This is a genomic window from Streptomyces hainanensis (genome assembly GCF_004348415.1).
Lineage (GTDB): Bacteria > Actinomycetota > Actinomycetes > Streptomycetales > Streptomycetaceae > Streptomyces > Streptomyces hainanensis.
Map to the genome: position 1 here is coordinate 1 of NZ_SMKI01000448.1, position 6,401 is coordinate 6,401.

Consider the following 6,401-nt stretch of genomic DNA (forward strand, 5'->3'; position numbering starts at 1 on the left):
CGGGTGGGGTGACCCCGGCCTCGGCGGCCGGGCCCCACCACCGGTCGTCGGTCAGCCCCGCCGGCCAGGCGCCGGCAACGGAACCCGCGACCAGTCCATGTCCGACGCCAGGTAGAAGCTCGGGTACGACGGCTGGTTGTACGTCGTCTGCTGCCGCGCCACCTCGACCCGGTACTGCGGGTCGTGCATCAGCGTGTACAGCTTGTGCTCCGTCACCTCCGTGCTCAGGTAGAAGCGGATCGCCGAGCTGTCCGCCGTCCGCACCATCAGCTCCTCCCGCCAGTCGCCGAAGACATCGGCCACCAGCGACGGGTTGCCCTTGGTGTGGTTGTTGGTCAGCGTGCCCTCCGCGGTCAGCAGCGTGCCGCGCCGCCAGTCCGAGATGGTCGGCGTCACGTCGAGCGCGCCGCCGACGATCTGCGTGGTGAGGTCGCCGGACCAGCGGATCGACATGTTGGTGCCGGGCGTCTGCGGGCCGAGGTAGTCGCCGCGCGCCGTCCACAGCCCCGTCTCGGAGACCGACTGCGGCTGGGACGCCCAGGTCTCGACGCCCCGGTGGTCGGGGTCGACGTCGCCGATCATGCCGCGTCCGGTGTCGACGCCGGTGTAACCGCCGTACAGCGCCTCGCCGTCGGCGGCGTCGCGGAGCGCGAAGCCGTAGGGCGCGTAGCGGCCGCCCTCGTGGACGGTGAAGATCTCCAGCCCCGGGCGGTCCGGGTCGATGTCGGCGACGTGCATGGCGTCGCCGTGGCCGAGGCGGATGTTCTCGCCCGGCTGCGCGGCCTCCGGCGGCGCCTCGGCGAACGAGCTGTAGAGCAGGCTGCCGTCGTGGTCGATGGTGGCGGAGCCGTAGACGATCTCCTGCTTCCCGTCGCCGTCCACGTCGGCGGAGCTGAGCGAGTGGAAGCCCTGGGTCGTCAGGGTGCCGAACTCCGGGTCGGTGCCGTCGACTCCGTGCGGCGAGTCGTTGAACGGGTTGGACATCGGGGTCCAGCCGCTGTCCACGGTCCAGTCCTCGCGCAGCCGGTGGCCGTCCCAGCGGTAGGCCACCATCGTGGAGCGGGTGTAGTAGCCGCGGGCGAAGACCGCCGAGGGGCGGCGGCCGTCGAGGTAGGCGACGGTGGCGAGGAAGCGGTCCACGCGGTTGCCGGGTTCGATCCTGGCCATCGCGTAGTCGCCCCACATCAGGCCGTCGTCGTGCCGGCCGGGCGTGTAGCGGATGGTCTCCAACTCCCGCCCGGCGCCCGGGTCGAGGACGGTCAGGTACTCGGGGCCCTCCAGGATGAAGCCCTCGAAGGCGCGCAGGTTGTTGCGGGTGGAGCGGCTCGGCGCGTAGACGTCGACGAAGTGGTCGGCCAGCGCCTCGGCGTCCTCGCGGGAGAGCGGGTAGGAGTAGCGCGGCTCGATGCCGAACGCCTCCTCCAGGGTGGCCGGCCAGTTCCCGGCGACCACCTCGGGGTGTTCGGTCCAGCCCTGGAACATCTCGACCAGGTGGTCGAAGTAGCCGTCGGCGCTGAGCCGGTAGTCGTCGCGGTGCGAGTAGCCGGCGCGGACGTCGGCGCGCGGCATGGTGACGTACTCGGTGCGGGCGACGCGGCCGTCGGGCCGGTAGCGGGTGATGGTGGTGCCCGGGGCGGTCTTGAGCATCATCTCGGCGCGGCCGTCGCCGTCGAAGTCGTAGACCAGGAACTGGGTGTAGTGCGCGCCGGCGCGGATGTTGACGCCGAGGTCGACGCGGCTGAGCAGGGTGCCGTCGAGTTCGTACGTGTCGACGTAGACGTTGCCGGTGTAGCCGACCTGGGAGACGTCCTTGGAGTTGGACGGGTCCCACTTGACGACGTACTCGTACTGGCCGTCGCCGTCCACGTCGCCGACGCTCATGTCGTTGGCGGAGTAGGTGTACTGCTCGCCGGCCGGGGTGACACCGCCGGCCGGCCTGCGCAGCGGCAGGTCGTAGTAGCCGTCGGCCCAGGGGGAGACGGGGTCGCTGCGGCGGCCCTCGCGGCCGCGGTCGATGGGCGCGACCCGGTACTCGGCGTCCGGGGTCGCGGCCTCGTCGAGGTAGTTGGTGGAGTCGGTGACGGTGGCGATGCGCCGGCCGTCCCGGTAGACGGCGAAGTCGGAGCCGGAGAGGCCGGTTTCGGTGTGTCCCGTGGCCTCGGAGCCGAGCAGTCGCCAGCTGAGGAAGACGCCCTCGTCGGTGGCGACGGCGACGAGACCGCGGTCCAGGTCCTCCAGTTGGACGGCGGCCGGCCGGCCGCCCGTCGGGTGGTCGGGTGCCGCCTGGGCGACCGGGCCAGCGGTCAGCAGCAGCAGGCCGGCGAGCGGGATGGCCAGGGCGCCGAATGCCGGGCGGCGCCTGGCTCTTGGGCCGTCAGGTGATCTCATCAGAGGTCGCCTTCCTCCGTCTGTCGGGGTGGTACCGGTCGATTGATTCGTTTCAATCGACGCGGCCGCGACAGTATGAGGCGATGGGGAGCGGGTCAATACTTCGCGCAGTAACGTGCAGCAACCGCTTTCCGCCGCGCGGCCCTTCGGGTCAGCCGCGGTCGAACGCGACCCAGGGGCTCACGGCCAGCCGACCCGTGGTGCCGAGGTCGATCCCGCCGTCCGGCATGATCCGCTGCGTCTCCTCGCCGGGGGCCGGCACGACGTCGACGAACCGGGCGTCGAGCGACTCGCCGCCGAGTTCCACGGTGTTCCGCCAGCCGATCGTGGCCCAGGCCGACTCGCCGGGCTCCAGCGTCACCGGCCGCGGCGGCTCGTCGAAGCCGTTCAACGAGGCGGTGATGTCCGTGGTGTCGTGCTGGATCCCGACCGGCAGCGGCTCGACTCCGTCGTCGTCGACGAGGGTGAGTTCGGGGTAGCCCTCGACCGTGTAGGGCTCGGTGCCGCAGTTGTCCAGCACGATGGTTCCGGCCCGCAGTCCCATGGCGGCGTCGATGAGGCCGGGGGTGACCCGCGCCCCCGACTCGGGGCACTCGGTGGACGGCGGGGTGACGGTGGGCGCCGTCGGCGACGGCGACACCACGGCGGGCGCGTCACCTGCCCCGCTCGCGCCGTCGTCACGGGCCGCCGTCGCCGTGCCGCAGCCGGCGGTCAACGCGCCGATGGCGCCGATGGCGGCGAGGGCCAGGGCCGGTCGTCTCGTGTGCGTCCACCTCATTCCGGGATCCTCGCACGCCTCCGGTGGGCGCCGTTCATGTGGCGGAGGGGAAGTGTGGTGCGAGCACCCCTCCGCGTGGCGTAGAGTTAAGCCTGTCGACGCGGGGTGGAGCAGCTCGGTAGCTCGCTGGGCTCATAACCCAGAGGTCGCAGGTTCAAATCCTGTCCCCGCTACCAGTAGTACGAGGGCCTGATCACCGAACACGGTGGTCAGGCCCTCGTGCTTTTCTCCCGGTGGCCTTTTCTCCTGGCGGTCTCGCCGCTGGCCGTCGGGCCGAGCCTCACGCGTCGAGTGCCGTGCCGTAGAGCCGATCCACCCTGATCCTGATCACCACGCGCCGCTCGGCCACCAACTCCCGCAGGAAACTCTCCTCATCCGCGAGCCACAGGGCCTTGGGGACCACGGTCAGCAGCTCGCGTCCCACCGCGTCGCCGGGCTCCGCCGTCGGCTCCGACACCTCGGCGGTGCCCTGGGCGACGGCGAACGCCAGCTGGTCCGGGGTGCTCACGTGCAACGCGGCGTGCGGATCGCGGCGGTACTGGCGGGGCTTGCCGCGCTCGGCGGTGCTCGACACGCGCACCAGGCGCTCCTTCTCGTCCCAGTGGTAGAGCACGGTGGTCAGGTGCGGGTGTCCGCTGGCGCGCACGCTCGCCAACACGCCGAATCCGCTGTCCCCGAGCAGTCGGGACGCCTCGTCCTCGCTGAGCACCCGGGGCGCCGCCTTGTTCGCGCTCATCTCGTCGCTTCCCTCGTTCGTATCTCGTCGTTCGGGCTTTCCCTGGCGATCAGACGTCGATCAGACGCCGATCAGACATCGGCGGCCGATCAGACGCCGGCCGGCGCCCGCTCCACTTGGTCCCGCGCCGCCGTCACCGGCGCCTGACCGCTCCGCGGCCGGCCGAGCGCCGTCAGCGCCAGCACGATGGCCGCCAGCAGCAGCGTCGCGCCGATCCCGAAGGCCAGCCGGTAGCCGCCGGCCAGCGCCGCCGCCCGGCTCGCGCCGTCGCCGAGCAGCCCCTCGGTGCGGGCGGCGGCGGCCGTCGAGAGCACGGCGATGCCGAGCGCCATGCCGACCTGCTGGGTGGTGTTGAAGAGACCGGAGGCGAGCCCGGCGTCCGCGGGCCTGGCCGCCGACATCCCGAAGCTGGTCAACGCGGGCTGCGCCAGGCCGAATCCGGCGCCGAGCAGCAGCACGGGCAGCAGGTCGGTGAGGTAGTCGGCGTCCCGCGGCAGCCGGGCCAGCAGCACCAGGAACGTCGTGAGCATCGCCAACCCGGCCACCAGCGTGGCGCGTTCGCCGAACCGGGCGTTGAGGCGCGCCGCGAACCCGAGGGACACGACGCCGATGACGACGGCCACCGGCAGCATCGCCAGGCCGGTGTCCCCGGCGCCGTAGCCGAGCACGTTCTGGAGGTGGAGCGCGAACATCACCTGGAACGAGAACATCGCGCCGACCAGCAGTACCTGGATCAGGTTGGCCGCCCAGACCTGGCGCGGGCGCAGCACGCGCAGCGGCATCAGCGGCGTCCGCGCCGTCGCCTGCCGCAGCACGAACCCGGCGAGCAGCAGCAGCCCGACCAGTCCGGCACCGAGGGTGTGCGGCGAGGTCCCGCCGTACCGCTCGACGTTGACCACCGCGTAGCTGCCGAGCAGCAGGCCGGCGGTGACCAGCGCGGCACCCGGCACGTCGGCCCCCGCCGCGCGGCCGGCGCCGCCGCCCGCGCCGACGTCGTTCGGCAGGTAGCGGCGGGTCAGCGCCAGGACGGTGAGGCCGATCGGCAGGTTGATGAAGAAGATCCAGTGCCAGCTCAGCGCGTCGGTCAGCACGCCGCCGAGCACCTGCCCGAGGGCGGCGCCGGTCGCGCCGGTGAAGCTGAACGCCGCGATGGCGCGGCCGCGTTCGCCGGGTTCGGTGAAGAGCGTGACCAGGATCCCGAGCGCGACGGCGGAGGCCATGGCGCTGCCGACGCCCTGGAGGAACCGCGCGGCGATCAGCCACCCGGGCGAGGCCGCGAGGCCGGCCAGCAGCGACGCCGCGGTGAACACCGCGGTGCCGGCGGCGAACATCCGCCGGCGGCCGATCAGGTCACCGAGCCGGCCGGCGAGCAGCAGCAGCGCGCCGAAGGCGATCAGGTAGGCGTTGACGACCCAGCTCAGGCCGGTGGCCGAGAACCCGAGGTCGTCCTGGATGGCGGGCATGGCCACGGTCACGATGCTGCCGTCCAGGACGATCACCAACATGCTGGACGCGATCACCCCCAGCGCGACCCAGCGCGAGCGTGGGGTCAGTGCGGGTGGTGGGGGCGGAGATGCGGATGCCATGAGACCTCTCCTGTCCTCGTTCAGGCAACAAGAGAGACCGTAGCAGATAGATTTGTTGCGGACTATCTCTGTCGGTCCTTGTTTGGCTTCCGTGCGGCCGTCAGCCCCGCTGGCGCGGTCTCCGTGCCGGCCGGGGGCTCTCGACCGGCTCCGCCAGCAACCCGCTGACCAGCCGGTTCATCGCCGAGAGCAGTGCCTCGCGCTCCCCCTCGGGCAGTGCGCCCAACGTCTCCCCGTGCACCCCGTCGACGATCTCCTGGCTCCGCCGCGCCACCCGCGCGCCCTCCTCGGTCACCGCGATCACCCGCGCCCGCCGGTCCGCGCTCGACGGCCGCCGCTCCGCGAGCCCGGCCTCCTCCAGCGCGTCCACGGTGACCACCATCGTGGTCTTGTCTATGTCCCCGATCTCCGCCAACTGCGCCTGGGTGCGCTCCTCTTCGAGCGCGTGCGTCAGCACGCAGTGCATCCGCGCCGTCAGCCCGACCTCGGCCAGCGCGGCGGCCATGCGGGTGCGCAGCACGTGGCTGGTGTGGTCGAGCAGGAACGACAGGTCGGGCTCGGTGCGACTCTGCGGCGTCATGGCGGTCATGTCGCCAGCGTAACGCGACCGATCCGTGGCGGATGATCCGCAAACGGCGCATGTGTGCGCTCTCCGTCGCGCTCTTGCCCCATCCGGTCGCTCGCTGCTCGAATGGCGACGCTGAGTGTCTTTCCGTAAGCGGAGGAGTGTCGGACGTGAGCGAGTTGCGGGTGTCGCCGTGGAAGCGTTTCGGTCATGACCGGCTGTACGTGAACTTACCGGGCGGCGAGAACGTCGCCTGGCTGGATCGGGCGACCGGCCAGTTCCATGTGATCGACGAGGCCCACCGCGTCGCCGCCCTCGCCGCCCTGGCGCCCCACATCGGCACCGCCC

The 6,401-nt window shown here is 72.0% G+C and carries 5 protein-coding genes and 1 tRNA gene; 1 reads left to right on the forward strand and 5 read right to left on the reverse strand.

The genetic code is table 11. The features are described from left to right. Nucleotides 1-51: 51 nt before the first annotated feature. Both E1283_RS29675 and E1283_RS29680 read right to left on the reverse strand, forming a co-directional pair. On the reverse strand, nucleotides 52-2,388 hold the full coding sequence (locus E1283_RS29675) for a rhamnogalacturonan lyase (RefSeq protein WP_132821255.1): 2,337 nt from the start codon (nucleotides 2,386-2,388) through the stop codon (nucleotides 52-54). A gap of 151 nt (nucleotides 2,389-2,539) precedes the next feature. Then, a complete protein-coding gene (locus E1283_RS29680; RefSeq protein WP_132821256.1) occupies nucleotides 2,540-3,166 on the reverse strand; it encodes a DUF4232 domain-containing protein in 627 nt (208 codons plus the stop codon). A 99-nt stretch (nucleotides 3,167-3,265) separates the two neighbouring features. Here E1283_RS29680 and E1283_RS29685 point away from each other — a divergent pair. Then, nucleotides 3,266-3,342: transfer RNA gene (locus E1283_RS29685), tRNA-Met, on the forward strand. Between the two features lie 104 nt (nucleotides 3,343-3,446). Here the strand turns inward: E1283_RS29685 and E1283_RS29690 are convergent. From E1283_RS29690 to E1283_RS29700, 3 genes are all read right to left on the reverse strand, one after another. After that, on the reverse strand, nucleotides 3,447-3,902 hold the full coding sequence (locus tag E1283_RS29690) for a TIGR03618 family F420-dependent PPOX class oxidoreductase (RefSeq protein ID WP_132821257.1): 456 nt from the start codon (nucleotides 3,900-3,902) through the stop codon (nucleotides 3,447-3,449). An 89-nt stretch (nucleotides 3,903-3,991) separates the two neighbouring features. After that, nucleotides 3,992-5,488, reverse strand: a complete 1,497-nt coding sequence (locus E1283_RS29695; RefSeq protein WP_132821258.1) for an MFS transporter — start codon at nucleotides 5,486-5,488, stop codon at nucleotides 3,992-3,994. A gap of 100 nt (nucleotides 5,489-5,588) precedes the next feature. Further along, a complete protein-coding gene (locus E1283_RS29700) occupies nucleotides 5,589-6,077 on the reverse strand; it encodes a MarR family winged helix-turn-helix transcriptional regulator (protein ID WP_132821259.1) in 489 nt (162 codons plus the stop codon). Between the last annotated feature and the right edge of the window lie 324 nt (nucleotides 6,078-6,401).